13 protein-coding genes and 1 tRNA gene are annotated in these 17,072 nt (G+C 58.7%); 13 read left to right on the top strand and 1 reads right to left on the bottom strand.

Going from position 1 to position 17,072, the window contains the following annotated elements:
• Positions 1 to 35: 35 nt before the first annotated feature.
• A tRNA-Thr gene (locus ACZCED_RS05960) sits at positions 36 to 111 on the bottom strand.
• 45 nt (positions 112 to 156) lie between these two features.
• Between ACZCED_RS05960 and mfd the strand changes: the two genes are divergently transcribed.
• The 13 genes from mfd to ACZCED_RS05895 all read left to right on the top strand — a co-directional run bounded on the left by mfd (position 157) and on the right by ACZCED_RS05895 (position 17,054).
• On the top strand, positions 157 to 3,654 hold the full coding sequence (mfd, locus tag ACZCED_RS05955; protein WP_462969978.1) for a transcription-repair coupling factor: 3,498 nt from the start codon (positions 157 to 159) through the stop codon (positions 3,652 to 3,654).
• Between the two features lie 120 nt (positions 3,655 to 3,774).
• A complete protein-coding gene (locus ACZCED_RS05950; protein WP_462969979.1) occupies positions 3,775 to 4,455 on the top strand; it encodes a SurA N-terminal domain-containing protein in 681 nt (226 codons plus the stop codon).
• Positions 4,452 to 5,438, top strand: coding sequence for a peptidylprolyl isomerase (locus ACZCED_RS05945; protein ID WP_462969980.1), 987 nt, complete (start codon positions 4,452 to 4,454; stop codon positions 5,436 to 5,438). Before ACZCED_RS05950 ends, ACZCED_RS05945 begins: the two co-directional genes overlap by 4 nt.
• A 158-nt stretch (positions 5,439 to 5,596) precedes the next feature.
• Positions 5,597 to 6,319, top strand: a complete 723-nt coding sequence (locus tag ACZCED_RS05940; protein ID WP_462969981.1) for a helix-turn-helix domain-containing protein — start codon at positions 5,597 to 5,599, stop codon at positions 6,317 to 6,319.
• An 86-nt stretch (positions 6,320 to 6,405) separates the two neighbouring features.
• Positions 6,406 to 7,758 carry a magnesium transporter gene (mgtE, locus tag ACZCED_RS05935; RefSeq protein WP_464860432.1) on the top strand — a complete coding sequence of 451 codons (1,353 nt, stop codon included), beginning with the start codon at positions 6,406 to 6,408 and terminating at the stop codon, positions 7,756 to 7,758.
• Positions 7,759 to 7,762: 4 nt separating this feature from the next.
• Positions 7,763 to 8,584 carry a DNA repair protein RecO gene (gene recO / locus ACZCED_RS05930; protein ID WP_464860431.1) on the top strand — a complete coding sequence of 274 codons (822 nt, stop codon included), beginning with the start codon at positions 7,763 to 7,765 and terminating at the stop codon, positions 8,582 to 8,584.
• Positions 8,585 to 8,673: 89 nt separating this feature from the next.
• Entirely contained in the window at positions 8,674 to 9,726 is a 1,053-nt protein-coding gene (locus tag ACZCED_RS05925) for a GHMP family kinase ATP-binding protein (RefSeq protein WP_464860430.1), read from the top strand.
• A gap of 88 nt (positions 9,727 to 9,814) precedes the next feature.
• Positions 9,815 to 10,573: a substrate-binding periplasmic protein gene (locus ACZCED_RS05920; protein ID WP_462969985.1), complete on the top strand. Its 759-nt coding sequence runs from the start codon at positions 9,815 to 9,817 to the stop codon at positions 10,571 to 10,573.
• Between the two features lie 230 nt (positions 10,574 to 10,803).
• Positions 10,804 to 11,679, top strand: coding sequence for a glycine--tRNA ligase subunit alpha (gene glyQ / locus ACZCED_RS05915; RefSeq protein ID WP_462969986.1), 876 nt, complete (start codon positions 10,804 to 10,806; stop codon positions 11,677 to 11,679).
• 60 nt (positions 11,680 to 11,739) lie between these two features.
• Positions 11,740 to 13,815, top strand: coding sequence for a glycine--tRNA ligase subunit beta (gene glyS, locus ACZCED_RS05910; protein WP_462969987.1), 2,076 nt, complete (start codon positions 11,740 to 11,742; stop codon positions 13,813 to 13,815).
• A gap of 136 nt (positions 13,816 to 13,951) precedes the next feature.
• Positions 13,952 to 14,206 carry a hypothetical protein gene (locus ACZCED_RS05905; RefSeq protein WP_372680634.1) on the top strand — a complete coding sequence of 85 codons (255 nt, stop codon included), beginning with the start codon at positions 13,952 to 13,954 and terminating at the stop codon, positions 14,204 to 14,206.
• A gap of 14 nt (positions 14,207 to 14,220) precedes the next feature.
• Positions 14,221 to 15,054, top strand: a complete 834-nt coding sequence (locus tag ACZCED_RS05900) for a nucleoside phosphorylase (RefSeq protein WP_462969988.1) — start codon at positions 14,221 to 14,223, stop codon at positions 15,052 to 15,054.
• 161 nt (positions 15,055 to 15,215) lie between these two features.
• A complete protein-coding gene (locus ACZCED_RS05895) occupies positions 15,216 to 17,054 on the top strand; it encodes a helix-hairpin-helix domain-containing protein (protein ID WP_462969989.1) in 1,839 nt (612 codons plus the stop codon).
• Positions 17,055 to 17,072: the final 18 nt, after the last annotated feature.

Here is a 17,072-nt window from a genome sequence, read left to right as displayed (position 1 = left end):
CCCGCAAAGCAGACTCGGGAACCCGGAACTGACTGTGGAGCCACCGCGCGGAGTCGAACCGCGGACCTACGCATTACGAGTGCGTTGCTCTACCGACTGAGCTACGGTGGCGTGTAACTGTCCGGCTGAAAAATAGAAGGATCACGTATAGCGTTTATGGATCAAAATCAAGAAAAAATTACATCGGAAATGCTGATCCGAACCATTGCCGAGCGAACAGGCCCCCTCGTGATTACCGGCATGGGCGGCTGCGCCGGCGCTCGACTGGCGGCTGGCGTCAGACAGGCGCTCAAGTCGCCCGTGCTGGTTGTGGCCGCATCAACCAAAGCCGCCGAGCAGCGGCAGGCGGAAATCGATTTCTTTTCCGCGGAAACGGGTTCGGCCACCGTCCTCTTTCCACCTTACAATATTTCCCCGTTCAAATTCATGTCCTACCACAACGAAACCGCTGCGCGCCGCATCCGGGCGTTGTATGGCATGATCGAGGGTCAGCAGGCGCAAATCGTAGCGACTACCGCCACGGCACTGCGCCAGCGTCTGATTCCCAAATCCGTGTTAGCCGAATTTGCGGAGTTGATCATCGCTGAAGAGGAGATCGAACCGGACCGCCTGGTGGCCAAACTCGCAGCCGGCGGATACACGCGCAGCGTGGTCGTGGAGGAACCGGGTGATTTTTGCGTCCGCGGGGGTATCATCGACATCTTTTCTCCCCTGTATGAAAACCCTATTCGCATCGAATTGTTCGGTGATTTTGCCGAAACCATCCGGTTTTTTTCCCCCGCCAGCCAGCGCAGTCTGGAACACGTACAGGAAGCGGTCATTCTACCTGCCAGAGAAGTGACTCTGGAAAGGGCCCGATTGGATGTAATCGTCGGCCGGTTTCGGGCACGCGCGCTGAAACAGGAACTGCCGCGCACCACGGTCCGCGACATCGTTCAGCGCGTCAAGGAGCAGGGGGTATTTCCCGGCATCGAAAACCTTACCCCGATGATTTACGACCGCATGGACACGCTCTTCGATTACCTGCCGGACAACACGGTCATCATCGCCGACAATCCGGCCGAACTGGCCCAGGCCGTTGCCAAAAGCGAAGCGCTTGCCCAGGTCAACTATGACAAAGCCTGCAGTGAAAAGCACCTGTGTGTGGAGCCGGCGGACCTGTTTCTAAACGGGGAAGAGATCACTGCCGAGCTGACCCGTCGCCGGGCCGTATCCCTGGCGCCGCTGGCGGTGACCGGCGACGGCGATCGTCTGACGGCAAGTGTCCATACCGAAGACAACAGCGACCTGTTGCTGGCCATGCAGCAGGCCAGGAAGACCGACCAGCCGGCCGCCCCGCTGTTGCACTGGATTGCGGTGCAGCAGGAGGCGGGACGCACCACGGTGCTGGTGTGTGAGAGCGACCGCCAGGTCGGCCGGCTATCCTCCATTCTAACCCCCCATGGCGTTGAAGCGGTCTGCAGCCAACCGTTTCCGCAAAGGCTCCGGCCAGGGGGGGTGTTCATCTGTCGGGGCAGCCTGTCCGGGGGATTTGTCTGGCCGGCGGATGCCCTTGCCTTAGCCACGGAGGCTGAGGTCTTCGGCCCCCGCACCAAGCGCCCCAGGCGCGGTCCAAAAACTGTGCGGACCGAATTGCTGGCCTTTTCCGACCTGAAGCAGGGGGATCTGGTGGTCCACGACGAGCACGGCATCGGTCGGTACGAAGGACTGGTTAAACTGAGCCTGGAAGGCACCGTCAATGACTTCTTGCTGGTCGTCTATCGGGATGAGGATCGCCTCTACCTGCCCGTGGACCGCATGGGCCTGATTCAGAAATACATGGGGGTGGAGGGCATGATGCCGGCCTTGGACAAAATGGGCGGCCGGTCCTGGGAGCGGGTCAAGGAGAAAGTGCGTCGGTCCGCGGAAAAAATCGCCGGGGAGTTGCTCACCATCTACGCCCAACGAAAGGTCAACCACGGGCACGGCTACGGTGCCGCCGACAGCCACTTTGCCGACTTCGAGGCAGACTTTCCCTACGAGGAAACCCCGGACCAGCTCAAGGCCATCGAAGAGGTTCTCGAAGACATGCGCAGCACCACCCCCATGGACCGGTTGGTTTGCGGGGACGTGGGTTACGGAAAAACCGAAGTAGCCCTGAGAGCCTCCTTCCTGGCCGTCAGTGAAGCCAAGCAGGTGGCGATGCTGGTTCCGACCACGGTGCTGGCCGAACAGCACTACGCCACCTTCGTCCAACGCTTTGACGCCTACCCGGTGAAGGTGGCCTGCCTGAGCCGTTTCCGTTCACGATCCGAGCAGCGCCGGATCGTGGAAGAGATAAAAAAAGGAACGGTTGACATCGTCATCGGCACCCATCGCCTGCTTCAAAAGGATGTCAACTTCGCCGATCTGGGACTGTTCATCCTCGACGAAGAGCAGCGGTTCGGCGTCCGGCACAAGGAAAGGCTCAAACGGCTGCGAACCACCGTAGACGTGCTGGCACTCACCGCCACCCCCATCCCTAGAACACTGCATCTCTCCATGATGGGCATCCGGGACATCAGCGTTATCTCCACACCGCCGGAGCAACGCCATGCGATCATCACCTACGTGTGCGAGTTCGACGACACCGTGGTCAGCGAGGCCATCCGCAGTGAACTGGCCCGGGGCGGACAGATCTTTTTCGTGCACAACAATGTCAAGGCCATCGACCGCATGGCCGCCTATCTCCAGGAAAAGGTACCCGAGGTTCGCCTGGCCGTTGCCCACGGGCAAATGACCGAAGAAGATCTGGAAGCGGTAATGATGCGTTTCATGAGCCGGGAGATCGACATGCTCGTGTGCACGACCATTATCGAGTCCGGCATCGATGTGGCTACGGCCAACACCATCCTGGTCAACCGGGCAGACCGGTTCGGGCTGGCCCAGATCTACCAGTTGCGGGGCCGGGTGGGCCGTTCCGACGAACAGGCTTACGCCTACCTGTTCATCCCCGAAGAGACCCGACTGGGAAAAGATGCCCAAAAGCGTCTCAAAGTACTCATGGAACACAGCGATCTGGGATCCGGGTTCCAGATTGCCATGAACGATCTTAAAATCCGGGGTGGCGGGGCGATTCTGGGCGCATCCCAATCCGGCCACATCGCCGCGGTGGGGTATGACATGTTCCTCAAGCTAATGGAAGAGGCCGTAGCCCAGGTGAAGGGCGAACCCATCACCGAAGGCCTGGAACCGGAGATCAATCTGCCCATGTCCGCCTATGTGGCCGAAGACTATGTGGTCGACATCGACCAACGGCTCTCCATCTACCGGCGCCTGGCCAGGATGAAGGACCTCAAGGAAATCGCCGCCATGAAGGCTGAACTGGTGGATCGATTCGGTGCGCTTCCCGAAGAGACGGAAAACCTGCTGCTGAAAATCATGCTGCGGGTATTGTCGGTGCGCGCCGGGATCAAGCGCCTGGACCTTTACGGCCAGCACCTGTGCCTGGCATTCAGCGAGGCGCATCAACGGCAGCCCCTGGGAATTGTCCAGATGATCACCAGCGGCAACCCACCCTACCAATTCACCCCGGACCACCAGTTCAAAGCCACCCTGGCCAAAGGGACCGCACGGGCCATGCTGGCCCAAACGAAAAACATCTTGATCGAAATAGCGCAACATGTTAATTCCTGAAGGCTTATGAGAACCATATTTAGAAAGTTTGCAATAAGTTATACTCAAGACGAAAAATCGGCTGGAGGGGACGCGTCGCCTACCCTAAGCCATGTGTGTCGCTTGGTCTGTTGTGCAGCGATGGTTGCATGGGCGGGGTGCTCAGGACCCGACCACCCAGCGCAGCAGGATGCCGTACTGATCCGCACTGACCGGCAGACCGTGACCATCGCCCAGTTCGAACGCGCCTTCGAGGCCGCCCGGATTGCTTACAGCGACGACCGGTCGACGGATCCGCAGGTGATAGAGAATGCGCGGCTGCGCCTGCTGAATCAAATGACCGAAGAGGTGATCATCGACCGCCGGGCTCACGAACTGGGCATCGTACTGGACGAATCCGAATTGGAAGCATCGATCCAGGCCATTAAAAAGGATTACCCGGAAGACGAATTTGAGCAGATGCTGCTGGAAAGCGCCATCCCCTATTCCTTGTGGAAGGATCGTCTGCGGGTGCGCCTGCTTATGGAAAAAGTGGTCGACCGGGAACTGGTTCAGCCGGTGGACATCACCGCAGCGGATATCGAAGCTTACTATAAGGCCCACGAAGAAGAATTTGCCGTCAAGGGTGACAGTGCGCCGGAAATGGATTTAAAGCATCACATCGTAGAACAGCTTCGGCTCGAAAAGGTGGAAGCGGCCTATCCGCAGTGGATGGAAGGCCTTCGGGCGCGTTACGATGTCGAGATCAACTGGGAACTGTGGGAACAGTCCCAACGCCCTGGCGGCGGATCCGCCGGCCAGGGAAAGGATTGGAAGCGTTGAAGCGAAAGTTGTCTCTGGGTATGCTGATCGGGATGGGGGTACTGGTTTTCACGGCCACGGCCACGGCTTCGGCGGCATCCGAAGTAGTGGACCGCATCGTTGCGGTGGTCAATGAAGACATCGTCTTGCTGTCTGAACTCCAGGAACGCATGGAGCCCTATGCCCAACGCATTCGTCAGCAGGGATTCGACCTGGACAAGGAGCGGCAGATGCTGTTCAACGTCCGCGAGGAGATGCTCAACCGTTTGGTGGATGAAAAACTCACCGATCAGGAGATCAAACGCAACGATATCCAGGTGGACGAAGCGGAAATCGACAGCACCATCGAACGCATCAAAGCGGCCAATACGTTTACCGATGAGGACCTGCGCCGTTTTCTGGAACAGGATCAAATGACCATGGAGCAGTATAGGGAAAAAATCAGGGAGCAGGTCCTGCGCTCGCGGCTGGTCAATTATCAGGTCAAATCCAAGATCGTCATTACCGAAGAAGAAATCCGGGCTTACTACGACAGTCACCCTGAGCTTTACGGCGGAAAGATTCATTACCATTTGAGAAACATCCTGATGCGGGTTCCGGATTTTGCCACCGATGCCGAAAAACAGGCCGTAAATGAACAGATGCAACAGGTCCGGTCACGGATCGATGCCGGGGAATCATTTGCCGATCTGGCCCGATCCTACAGCCAGAGTCCGGCCGCTGCAGACGGCGGAGATATCGGTGAGTTTACCAAAGAGACCCTTTCTCCAAAAATCCAGGCGGCGCTCGATGGATTGGGCCCGGGCCAGGCAACAGGCGTTCTGGATACGGATCAGGGATTTCAGCTCTTTTTCGTGGAGGCGATCAAGCGGAGCGAAGGAAAACCTCTGGACAGCGTAAGGGAAGATATCCATCAGAAGCTGTTTGCCGAGGTGGTGGATAAAAAATTCCTCTCATGGCTGGAGGATCTGCGCAGCCAGTCACACATCAAAATCATCAATTAGGATTGGAATCTGCTGATTACGGTTCAGGATCCTTGGATATAGCGGTTCTCCTATAGGCTTTAAGATAATTGACTTGGCAAGACTAGAGGAAGGGAGCCGTACGATGACACTACGACGACCGGTAACGCAGTCCCGATTAATTATCTTAAGGCCTAATTATGGATTCGGAAAAGAACCAGGATACATTCGGCGGCTATCTGAAAGGCTTTCGGGTGCAACAGGACCTGGCGATTCAAACGGTCTCCGAAAAAACAAAAATCGCCGCCCACTGTCTCAAGGCCATTGAGGAAAATGCCCATGACCGGCTCCCCCCCAAGGCCTACGTCAAGAGCTTCATTCGGACCTTCGCCGATGCCGTGGGGGCCAACGCGGACGTCGCTGTCGAGCTCTACCTGTCGGATCTGAAAAAACAGGAAAACGCCAAGCAGCATAACCGGAGACGTCGGGAAAAACTGTGGGCCGTCCGTCGGACGATGATGGCCGCGGGTGTAATCGTCGGCATTTTGTTTCTGCTGCGGTACACCGATTTTTTCATGGCCCCGGCGCCGCCGCCAAACACAACGGTGCCGGAACGCACATCCCTGTCCGAGCCATCTGTTTCCAGCGCCGAGACCGCCGGGAACCGACCGTCGCCTGCAAAGACCCAGGGCAAGCTCAAACTCAAGGTCGTTGCCGTGGAGCAAACCTGGTTGAAGGTGATTGTCGACGGTCAGAATGCCCGATCCTATGACCTGAAACCCGGGGACCGCCTGGAGTTGGAAGGAACCCACAGCTTCAACCTGATGATTGGCAACGCCACCGGACTGCAAATCAATTTGAATGAGCGCCCGGTAAAGATCTTCGGGAGCAGCGGTCAGGTGGTAAGCCTGAAGATTCCGTAGTCTATAGTTGTTCAGTTTCAACGCACCGACCATGCTGAATGGTTAGCACTTAAATCTTAGCACCTAAAGCTTAACACGTTAATCAAATGCAGCAGGATAGACAAAAAATCCTGACGATCAGCGTCAAGCGGCTGTTGCGGCGGGGCGCCAGCAGCCGGCTTCACAAGATCGTCAACAAAACCCACGGCGCGGATATTTCCATCCTGTTCAGGAGCCTGTCGCTCCAGGATCAACGGCTGCTTTTCGACATGATCGACGATGTGGAGCAAAAGGGGATTGTCTTCAGCGAGTTAGATGAAGACCTTTTTGTTGAACTCATCGACGGCATGGATCCGGATGAAGTCGTGGCCATTTTGGAGGACATGCCCAACGATGACGTCGCCGACCTGCTGAATCAACTCCCTGATGAAACCGCCAGCACCCTGCTCAAGCGCATGAAGAAAGAGGGGTCCGATGAGGTCGAAGACCTCATGCGATTCGAAGACGATACCGCCGGCGGTATCATGAACCCCGACTTTATCGCCTTGAACCAGGAAATTACCGCCAAAGAGGCCATCGAACGTATCCAGAAAGAGTTTGCCGATGTCGAGATGCCCTTTTATCTCTATGCGGTGGATGAATACGGCAACCTGGTGGGCGTCTGCTCTCTGCGGCAGCTGGTGGTGGTCAAACCCCAGACCCCCTTGAAATCCTTCATGACCACCGATGTCCTTTCCGTGCAGACCCACATGGACCAGGAGGAAGTGGCCAAGCTGGTCGCCCGCTACGACATCCTGGCCGTTCCGGTGGTGGACGAGAGCAACCGACTGGTGGGCATCGTTACCGTGGACGATGTCATCGATATCTTCCGCGAAGAGGCGACCGAAGATATCCTGAAAATGGCCGGTGTGGGTGAGGAGTACGTTGAAACCCAAAGCATCCTCAAAAGTACCCGCATCCGCCTGCCCTGGCTATTTGCCAGCTGTCTGGGCGGTATATTCGCCTTTTACGTCATCGGCCAGTTCGAGGACAGTCTGAACAGGATCGCCTACCTGGCCGCCTTCATTCCGGTTATCATGGGCATGGGTGGCAATATCGGCACCCAGTCCTCCACCATCGTGGTGCGCGGACTGGCTACCGGGCGGCTCAATATCCGGGACATCGGGTCGGTGGTGGGCAAGGAACTGAGCGTAGGTTTGATCCTGGGCCTCGTCTACGGCCTGCTCATCGGGTCGGTTGCCCAATTGCAGTACAGCACCCTCATGCTGGCGCTGGCAGTCTGCCTGGCAGTGGTCTGCTCGATGTCCGTTGCCGCTCTGGTCGGGTCGTGCGTCCCCATGCTGCTGGCCCGGATCAATATCGACCCGGCCGTCGCCACCGGCCCGTTCGTGACCACCTCCGTCGATATTATCAGCGTTTACTTTTACTTTACCATCGCCACCGAATTTCTCGGCGTATGAGATCATGGCCAGCCTGAATACACCTGCCATCCTGCTCCGTCGGATCGAATTCGGCGATTTCGATCTCATCGTCACCCTGTTCACCCCGGCCCAGGGAAAAATCAGCGCCATCGCCAAATCCGCAAAAAAAAGCGTCAAGCGATTTTCCGGGGTGCTGGAACCCTTTTCACGGATCAACGTGGTGTTGGCCCAAGGCAGGGCCAAAGGCATGCCGGTGCTCCAGGAGGCGTCTCTCGAAGATCCCTTTTTCAAGATCCGCGAGGATATCGTTAAAACCGTCTATGCCAGCTACTGGTCGGAATTGATCTATCTATGGATGGCCGAGAAAGAACCTTTAGAGCCCCTTTACCGGCTAATGGCGCATGTGCTGGCCGAACTCAACCGGGGAGAAACGCCCGTTGAGGTGCTCAGCATCCTGTTTCAGATGCGCTTTCTGTCACTGGCTGGATTTCGCCCCAATTTCGATCACTGCCATACCTGCAAAACCTGCCTGGACCAGATCCGGCATGCATCGGTGGTCTCGGATCCCTCCAAGGGGGGAATTGCCTGCCCGACCTGCGGGATCCCCACCAACGGCCGGCTGAAAATCTCCAAGGGCACCTTGAAACAGCTCATGTGGACCGACACCGGCAACCTGGAGCGGGCCGCCAGGGTCCGGTTTGCGCCCACGGCCATCTCCGAAGGACTGAAATTTTTGGAAGCCTTCGTTCCCTTTCACATCGGCAAGCCCCCGAAAAGCCTCAAGGTTCTCAGAAGTATCAGAAACACCATGAATCGCAGGAACAGTGGCAGGACACCGATAAAAATCGATTTGACAGACCATTAAGGATCGGCATAATTTGATGGGCTCGTAAGCGGTCGCATTTGCAACGGGTTCGTTAAAACGCAAACCGGCTATCAGAACAACGGAATGCCATGGAACTTGGAAACATCAGCAACCTGCTGAAAGAAAATCCTATTTTCGCCTCGGCCCCCTGCCGCATCGACTTCGGAGGGACCCTGGACATCAGCAGTTTTCACTACCCGCTGAGCCATCTGAGGCCGACGACGGTCAATCTGGCACTGGATCGGCGCACCACCGTCAGCCTGAAGCCCAACACCGACGATCGCATCCGGATCGCTTCGGCGGGCTTCGACGATGCGGCATTCGATCCGGGAGTGGCCCCCTACGACCACCCGCTGGGGCTCATGTTCGCCATAGCCGACTATTTCGCCGTAAAAGGAGTCCGCATCGACATTCAATCCACGTCACCGCCCCGAAGCGGACTGGGGGGCTCTTCGGTAGCGGCGGTTGCCCTGATCGCCGCCTTTTCCAAGGTCCTCTCCGGCATGGGCCGCGGTCAGATCCCTCGGGAGAAAGCGGCGCTGCTGGCCCATGCCATCGAACAGGGAGTGGCCGGCGTGCCCTGCGGCCGGCAGGATCAATTGGCCGCCGCATTCGGCGGCATCAATGCCTGGGCCTGGACGGCCGACCCGCAACAAACGCCTTTTGTCCGCACGCCTCTTATGGAAGGTCGGTCTCTGGATCGCCTGAACCGCCGCCTGCTGGTGGCCTATCTGGGCGTGATCCACAGCTCCCGGGATGTCAACGGCACCTGGATTCGCCAATTCATTAACGGCCAGCACCGTGGATACTGGAAAGAGATCGTCGAACTCACCCAGGCCTTCGCCACTGCCCTGGGCAGTTTGGATATGCCGGCGGCGGCCGATGCCATGAACCGTGAAACGGCGCTTCGCAAAGACATGACCCCTGAGGTGCTCGACGATATGGGCGACCGCCTGGTAGCCGCGGCCGTCCGGTGCGGGTGTGGTGCCCGCTTCACCGGTGCCGGCGGTGGAGGGTGCATGTGGGCCCTCGGCGAAAAAGACGATATCGCCTCTCTGAAACCCCAATGGGAAGCCCTGCTCGCCAGGCGCCCGACCGCCGGGGTCCTCGAGTGTCGAGTCGACCCCGACGGCGTTCGTTAGATCGGGCTTCCATGAAAAACGACGGCCTTGCCTGTGCAGCGGCCGCCGACGCGACCCAACTCAGGTAACGCAATCGATGGGAGACCGCATGAAAAAAAAAGTGTTTGTACTGATGCTGGCGATACTCGTCGGCGCTTCGTTTACGGCAAGCGCGCTGGCCGACACCCTTTTCTGGGTGCAGTACGAAGTGCCTCCCTACGCAGCCGAACATTTTCCTGCCGGCGGATTCTGGTGTCGGCTGGTCAAGGAGGCGCTTGCCCTCCACGGGCACGATGTCACGATCAAATGGGTTCCCTTGAAGCGCGCATTCGCGATGGTCAGAACAGGCGCTGCGGATTTGTCCCTGGGGTGGCTGAAAACGCCGGAACGCGAAAAAGCGGTCCGTTTCAGTAGCCTGCCGGTTGCCGATTCACCGGTCACCTTATTCCATCGTCGGGACAAGTCCTTTGACTGGGAAACCCTCGACGATCTCAAAGGGCTTCGCATCGGAGACCGGCTGGGCAATGTCAACGGTGGGAAAGCCTACCTCGCGGCTGAAAAAGCGGGTGAAATTACCGTCGAACGCGTTACCGCGGACGAGCAGAACGTGAAAAAGCTGCTTATGGGACGGATCGACGTGATTGTTGGTGCCGAGTCAATGATCAAAGGCGTTCTGCGGGATCGGTTTTCACCACAGGAGCAGGCCAAAATCGCCATGCATCCGAAACCGCTGCATGGGGTGTACGGTTATGCCGTATTCAAACGGCAGCTTGCGCCAGACCTCATCGAGGCATTCAATGACGGCATGCGGCAGCTGCGCGAAACGGGTCGCTTCGAGCAATTGTCCCGTGAAACCATGCAGCCATAGTCACCCCCGCCTTCCCACGCCCAGCGCCTGCGGGCAGTCGTTCGGGCAAACCGATGGGTACCAGGCCAGGATGAAGCTGCCCCGGCGGGAGGCCAACGCGCCTCTTGTTAAACCCCATCGATAATGGTACGTAAGGCGCTTATCGGAAAGGCGTCAGATCTGATAATCCCAGTCGATTATAAACTTTTTCAACCCTTTGACGTTGAATACGAACAGTTGAGGAAACGCGCATGAATTTTCAGGATGTCATTCTCACGTTGGATCGGTTTTGGGGCCGCAAGGGTTGCGTGGTGGTTCAACCCTACGATCTGGAAGTGGGCGCCGGAACCTTTCACCACCACACCACCTTGAAAGCATTGGGACCCGAGCCGTGGAATGTGGCTTACGTCCAGCCATCCCGGCGGCCCACCGACGGACGCTACGGCGACAACCCCAACCGCCTTCAGCATTACTACCAGTATCAGGTGCTGCTCAAACCCTCCCCCACCAACGCCCAGCAGCTCTACCTGCAGAGCATGAAGGCGCTGGGCGTGGACCCGCTGGAACACGATATCCGATTCGTTGAAGACGACTGGGAGTCGCCCACCCTGGGCGCCTCCGGCCTGGGCTGGGAGGTGTGGCTGGATGGCATGGAGTGCACCCAGTTCACCTATTTTCAGCAGGCCTGCAGCATGGAGCTGTCGCCCATTTCAGTGGAGCTGACCTATGGCCTGGAACGTATCGCCATGTACCTGCAGGGCATTGACAACGTCTACGACCTGATGTGGAACGACACGGTTACCTACGGCCAGGTCCATCATCAGCAGGAGGTGGAACAATCCACCTACAACTTCGAAAAGGCCGACGTGAACATGCTGCTGGACCTGTTCAATCGTTATGAAGCCGAAGCCGGGCGCATTATTGAGGAGGGTCTGGTGCTTCCGGCCTATGAATTCACCCTCAAGTGCAGCCACACCTTCAATCTGCTGGACGCCCGCGGCGCCATCAGCGTCACCGAACGGACCGGCTACATCGGCCGGATCCGAAATCTGGCGCGGGCCTGCGGCATGGGCTACCTGAAGCAACGTGAAGCCATGGGATTTCCGCTCTTGAAAAAAACGGCATGATTGCCGGACAGTCAACCGGATGGAACAAACATTGAACGTGAACGCGTGATCGAGGTGACTATGGATACCCTACTACTCGAAATCGGCGCTGAAGAGATTCCGGCGGGATACATCCAGCCGGCATTGGATGCCCTGGCCCATAACCTGCTGAAACGGCTGGACGGGGCCCGCATCGGTCACGGGCAGGCCCTTACCTGCGGCACGCCCAGGCGACTGACGGTGACCGTGGATCAAGTGGCCCCCAAACAGGAAACCATTACCGAAGACCTCATGGGGCCGCCTGAAAAAATCGCTTTTGACGATCATGGCCAACCCAGCGTGGCGGCGGTAAAATTCGCAGAAAAAGCCGGCGTCGCGGTCAAGCGCCTGAAAGTGGTCCAGACGGACAAAGGCCGTTACCTGAGTGCCCGTAAAACCAACCGCGGGCAGCCGACCGTCAAACTTTTAAAAACCATCCTGCCCGAAGTGATCCTTGCCACCCCTTTTCCCAAGAGCATGCGCTGGGCGGATCTGTCGATTCAGTTCGCCCGGCCCATCCAGAGCATCGTGGCGCTTTATGGCCCCAAGGTGGTTTCCTTCACCCTGGGCGGCCGGATCAAAAGCGGCCGCCAGGCACTGGGCCACATCTTCATGAACCCGGGGAAAGTGACAATCCCCTCCCCGGAGGCCTACGTGCAGACGATGGCCTCGGTCAACGTGGTGGTCAATATCGCCGAACGCCGGCAGATGACCTCAGCGGCCGTGATGGCCGCGGCGGCTGACATGGGTGGACGGGTATTGCCGGATGAAGAATTGCTGGACATCGTCACCAACCTGGTGGAAACCCCCATCGCCACGGCCGGTCGGTTTGACGATATCTTCCTCGAGGTCCCCAAGGAGATTCTCATCACGGCCATGCGCGAGCACCAGAAATACTTCGCCGTGATCGACGCGACGAACAGGCTGATGCCCGGCTTCATCGCCGTCAACAATACCCGCACCCGCAATATGGACCTGGTGGCCACCGGCCACGAGCGCGTCCTGCGGGCCCGGCTTTCCGATGCCCGCTATTTCTACGCCGCCGACAGCAAGGTGCCCATGGAAGTCTGGGTCGAGAAATTAAAGGGCGTGCTCTTCCAGGCCAAACTGGGCAGTATGTTCGACAAGGTGATGCGTGTGAAACGCATCGCCGGCTGGCTGGCTGATGCCGTCAACCCGGCCGAAAAAGAGAAGGTGACCCGCGCGGCTTACCTGTGCAAGGCGGACCTGGTCAGTCAGGTGGTCGGGGAATTTGCCAAACTCCAGGGGGTTATGGGGCGGATTTACGCCCAGGCGGCCGGTGAGGAGCCGGACGTGGCCTCCGCCATCGAGGAGCACTATCGCCCCACCCACAGCGGCGGGCAGCTGCCTGAAACCGAAACCGGCGCCCTGCTATCCATCGCCGAAAAGATCGATTCCATCTGCGGGTGCTTCGCCGTCGGCCTGATTCCCACCGGTGCGGCAGATCCCTACGCCCTGCGGCGCCAGGGCATCGGCATCCTGCAGATTATGCGCAGCCGGAAAATCAGCGTGTCGCTTGCCGAACTGGTGGGAAAGGCAGTCTCCCTGTTCACCGACAAGAGCACCGAACCGGCGGATCAAACCGCGCAGGCCGTGTTGACTTTCCTGAAAAACCGTCTGGCCCGTCTGCTGGCCGACGAAGGCCGATCCAAAGACATCATCGCCGCGGTAACCAGCGTCTCGTCGGACCGCATACCCGATGTGGAACGACGGGTGGGTGCCCTGGAAAGGCTCAAGGGGCAACCGGGCTTCGAGCCCCTGGCCGCGGCGTTCAAACGCGTGGAGAACATCCTTAAAAAAGCCACGGAGACCGGTGCCGCAACGGTCGACCCGGACCTGTTCGCACACGCCGCGGAGGGTGACCTGCACACCGCCTGCCAGACGGTAACGGACCAGGTGGCCCGACTCATGGGCCAGGGTGACCTGGACAGCGTCCTGGACGCCATTGCCACCCTGCGTGGTCCGGTGGACACCTTTTTCGACAAGGTCATGGTCATGGCCGATGAAGATGCCGTTCGCCGCAATCGACTGGCCCTGCTGGCATCCATATCGGCCGTTTTCGGACAGATTGCCGATTTCTCACAGATATCTACCTGACCCGGCAAAGCCGCGTCAATTGAGGAATTTCGAATAGGGGATTGAGGAATTAAAAACAGGGTCCCATCGATTTAACGCCTCAATCCCGGCATTCCCCTATTTCTCAATCCCTAAATTATTTATGCAGGAGGAACCGATGCCCTTTGATCCAAACAAAGACAAGGTGCTGAAAAAATGGAAATGCCCGGAAACCGGGCTGCTGGTCACCATCAACCGCTACGACCAGGGGGAGGCCAAGGTGCAGATCGGCCCACGGATCCTCAAGAAACAGGACGGCAGTGACCGGGCTCCGGTGAAGGCCGGCCGTTTGACCACCGAAGACATCCTCTGGCTGTATGACATCATGGATGAAATCAAGGATGAACTGACCGACCTGCAGCGACCGACCTGATCCGCTGCCCCGCCATGACAACCGCCATCGGGCGGCCCGAGAGGGTCCTGGAGGCCGCCGCCCGATCCACCGCCTGCATTGAAATGCCGATGCCTGACCGCCGCGCCATTGTCAATCCCGTGAAAGGGAAGAAGCCGCCCGACACCGGCCCCGTGGCCATCATTGCGGCCACAGAGACCGACCTGCGTCTGTTGGCGCGGCTGGCAGACACCCCGGTGGCGGAACAACGCAAGCTCTATATGAGCAACCTGCAGGTTTATGCGGACGAGCGGCGGCGATTCACCGTGGCCGGGCCGATGGTCGGAGCCCCCTATGCCGCCATGATCGTTGAAGCGTTGGGTGTCTGGGGGGTTGAATCGATCCTGTTTGTCGGTTGGTGTGGTGCGGTATCCCCCCGCGTAAAAGCCGGCGACATCATCGTGCCGGACAGCGCCATGGTCGATGAAGGCACGTCCGGCCACTACTGCGATCCCTCATGCCGGGTGGCCTTGCCCGCCCGCCTCCTGGTACAGCAGGTCCGCTTGGCCCTGCAGCACCATGGGGCCAGGTTTCACGACGGTGCCGTCTGGACCACCGATGCCATCTTTCGCGAAACCGTCGAGAAGGTGAAACACTATCAGGCCAAAGGCGCCCTGGCCGTCGAAATGGAGCAGTCCGCCATTTTCACGGTGGCCGGGTTTCGCGAAATGGAGGCCGCAGGGATCCTGGTGGTTTCCGATGAACTCTCCGACTATCAGTGGCGTCCGGGCTTCAACACCCCGGCATTCAAGATTGCCCGTGAGACGGCCTGCCGGGCGGCGCTGAGCCTGGCCCATGCATTAGGCGCCGTTGGTCAAACTGCACCGTAGGCCTCACCCAATATCGGGTGTGGGTTGCCGTGGATCAACGGTTTCCGGGATTGAAACACCCGCTCGTCCATGCCGTTTATCGCCGCTTGAAGCCGCTGCTGCAGCAATGGCTATCATTATAAACGCAAAAACGCGGACTCCTTAGCGCCGGACCGAAGAATATGAGCCAAGATACCGTAAACGAACTGCTCGATCTGCTGAAGGTATACAATACGGCCTATCGTCAAGGCACCCCCATGGTCAGCGATGCCGAATATGACACGCTGGTAGAGAGGCTGCGCGAACTCGCACCGGAGCATCCCTTTTTGCAGGCCGTGGAACCGGAACAGTTCACCGGCCGCCGGGAAGTCCGCCATCCCACCCCCATGCTCTCCATCGAAAAAGCCTACACCACGGAGCAACTGGAGCGCTTCGTGGCCCGGGTGCAGAAAGAGGCCGAAGGCCTTGGCATCGATTCGGTGACATTCAGGCTGACGCCCAAATTGGACGGGTTGGCCGGCAGGGACGACGGCAGCGTGTTTGCCACCCGGGGAAATGGAGAAGTCGGTTACGAAATCTCCAGCGCCCTGGCCAAAGGGGTAATTCCCATCGGCGGCCGCGGCCGGGGGGTGGGAGAAATTGTAGTGGTGAAAAGCTATTTCGACGAGCACATGGCCGATTTTTTCGAACACCCGCGCAATATGGTAGTGGGTATCGTCTCTTCGGACAATCTCAACGAAAACGCCACGACGGCGCTAAACGACGGCATGGTCCACTTTGTTCCCTACAGTCAGACCACATCGACCATCGTCGATGGACAGCGGTTGGTGGAAGGCACCCGCCAACTGGTCCAGGACCTGCTGCAGGATGTGGACTATCCAACCGACGGCGTGGTGGCCGAGGTGACGGACGACCGGCTAAAGGAACGCATGGGCGCCACGGCCCACCACTACCGCTGGCAGATCGCCATCAAAACCAAGGGAGAGACGGCCCGGACGACGGTGACCGGCATCCAGTGGCAGGTGGGCCGCACCGGCAAGGTGACGCCGGTGCTGGAGGTGGACCCGGTGTCGCTGTCAGGGGCCACCATCCGCCGCGTGAGCGCCCACCACGCCGGCAACATCCGCAACTCCGGTATCGGCATCGGCACCCGCATCGAGGTCATACGCAGCGGCGAGGTCATCCCCAAACTGGAAGCCGTTCTGGAAGTCAAGGGAGAGGTCGAAAGACCCAACACGTGTCCGGCCTGCAGCGGTCCGCTGGTGTGGCAAAACGATTTTCTCATGTGCACCAACAACGCCTGTCGAGCCCAGATCGAGCAGCGCATCAGCCACTGGTTCCGGATTCTGGGCAATGCCGACTGGTTGGGCATCAAGACCATCCGCAAGCTTGTCGAAAACGGCCATGACAGCCTGGAGGCGGTCTACCGGCTTTCGGAGGCAGATTTCACATCTATGGGGTTCGGACCGGTGCAGTCAAAAAATCTGGCCGACGCCATCACCATCAGCCGTACCAAACCGGTTGAGGACTGGCGCTTCCTGGCCGCTTTCGGCATCGCGGACCTGGGCACCGGGGACAGCCGTAAACTGCTGGCCCATGTGCCGCTGGAAAATGTCGTCACCTTGGATCCCCAGGCCATCGCCCAGATCAAGGGATTCGGCGACAAGACCAGTCAAAGTATCGTGATCAGCATCGGTACCATGGAAGGCACCATCCGCCACATGCTCGACCTGGGCTTCAATCTTATGCGCACGCCCCTTGCAACGGAGCAGGAGTCCATCGACAGCCCTGTTGCTGGTAAAGGCATTGTATTTACTGGTAAAATGATCCACGGCACCCGGGAAGCGATGCAGGCACAGGCCCGGTCCCTGGGCGCCACGGTGCAGACAGCTGTCAGCGGCAAGACCGATTATCTGGTTTGCGGTGAGAACGTCGGTGCCGCGAAGGTCAACAAGGCCAATCGCCTGGGTGTGACGGTCCTCACCGAAATCCAGTACCAGGCCTTGATCACAGGCAAGTGAACCGTACCAGGAGAAGAC

This window comes from Desulfosarcina sp., from assembly GCF_055467485.1.
Note: the sequence above shows the minus strand (reverse complement) of the source record. Positions and strands in the feature narration are given on the sequence as shown.

Coding starts and splice junctions, on each gene's coding strand:
- ACZCED_RS05900 (WP_462969988.1), top strand. CDS start 14,221: ATGACAACCGCCATCGGGCGGCCCGAGAGGGTCCTGGAGGCCGCCGCC.
- mfd (WP_462969978.1), top strand. CDS start 157: ATGGATCAAAATCAAGAAAAAATTACATCGGAAATGCTGATCCGAACC.
- ACZCED_RS05905 (WP_372680634.1), top strand. CDS start 13,952: ATGCCCTTTGATCCAAACAAAGACAAGGTGCTGAAAAAATGGAAATGC.
- ACZCED_RS05895 (WP_462969989.1), top strand. CDS start 15,216: ATGAGCCAAGATACCGTAAACGAACTGCTCGATCTGCTGAAGGTATAC.
- ACZCED_RS05950 (WP_462969979.1), top strand. CDS start 3,775: ATGGTTGCATGGGCGGGGTGCTCAGGACCCGACCACCCAGCGCAGCAG.
- recO (WP_464860431.1), top strand. CDS start 7,763: ATGGCCAGCCTGAATACACCTGCCATCCTGCTCCGTCGGATCGAATTC.
- mgtE (WP_464860432.1), top strand. CDS start 6,406: ATGCAGCAGGATAGACAAAAAATCCTGACGATCAGCGTCAAGCGGCTG.
- ACZCED_RS05920 (WP_462969985.1), top strand. CDS start 9,815: ATGAAAAAAAAAGTGTTTGTACTGATGCTGGCGATACTCGTCGGCGCT.
- ACZCED_RS05925 (WP_464860430.1), top strand. CDS start 8,674: ATGGAACTTGGAAACATCAGCAACCTGCTGAAAGAAAATCCTATTTTC.
- glyQ (WP_462969986.1), top strand. CDS start 10,804: ATGAATTTTCAGGATGTCATTCTCACGTTGGATCGGTTTTGGGGCCGC.
- ACZCED_RS05940 (WP_462969981.1), top strand. CDS start 5,597: ATGGATTCGGAAAAGAACCAGGATACATTCGGCGGCTATCTGAAAGGC.
- glyS (WP_462969987.1), top strand. CDS start 11,740: ATGGATACCCTACTACTCGAAATCGGCGCTGAAGAGATTCCGGCGGGA.